The organism is Streptosporangium sp. DT93 (assembly GCF_049844535.1).
Lineage (GTDB): Bacteria > Actinomycetota > Actinomycetes > Streptosporangiales > Streptosporangiaceae > Streptosporangium.
Map to the genome: position 1 here is coordinate 1 of NZ_JBNCLF010000070.1, position 578 is coordinate 578.

General features: G+C 64.5%; 1 pseudogene. It reads left to right on the plus strand.

Features of this window, described 5'->3' with window-relative positions:
* Positions 1-458: pseudogene (locus ACLQ2R_RS39520) on the plus strand (hypothetical protein); the annotation flags it as partial.
* Between the last annotated feature and the right edge of the window lie 120 nt (positions 459-578).

The following is a 578-nucleotide window of genomic DNA, read 5'->3' on the forward strand; positions in this document are numbered from 1 at the left end:
CCTTCTACGTCCTCGAGGGCTTCATCAAGGACGTCGGCAAGCTCGGCGACAACGTTGGTGGCCAGGGCTTCACCTGGAACCAGAAGGCCCAGCAGACGGTGTTCGTGTTCGGCTACCCGGCCGACGCCCACCCCGACGGCAACAAGGCCTACACCGGTGTCACGCCGAAGTGGACCTACGGCAAGACCAACGCCCAGAAGTACGTGCAGGCCGCGACCAAGACCGAAGAGCACGTCGGTCTGAAGAGCTCCTTCACCCCCGGCGCTGACGGCGGCCCCTGGCTCGCCAAGTACAGCAACGCCAAGCGTCTGGGCTACGTCAACGGTGTGACCAGCCTCTTCGGCGACCAGGACTCCAACGGTCGCTACGACCTGATCACCTCGCCGTACTTCGACGGCGAGACCGCCGCGATCTACAAGAAGGCCGAGAACGTCTGGTCCGGCTCGATCGTCAAGTAGTAGCTCCCTGACGATCACCCGAGCCTGAGCGTCCAAACCCCAGGCTCACCGCACCACCAGCACCACAGCTTCACCTGAAGGGGCCCGGCAACCGCCGGGCCCCTTCAGCCGTTTCACACC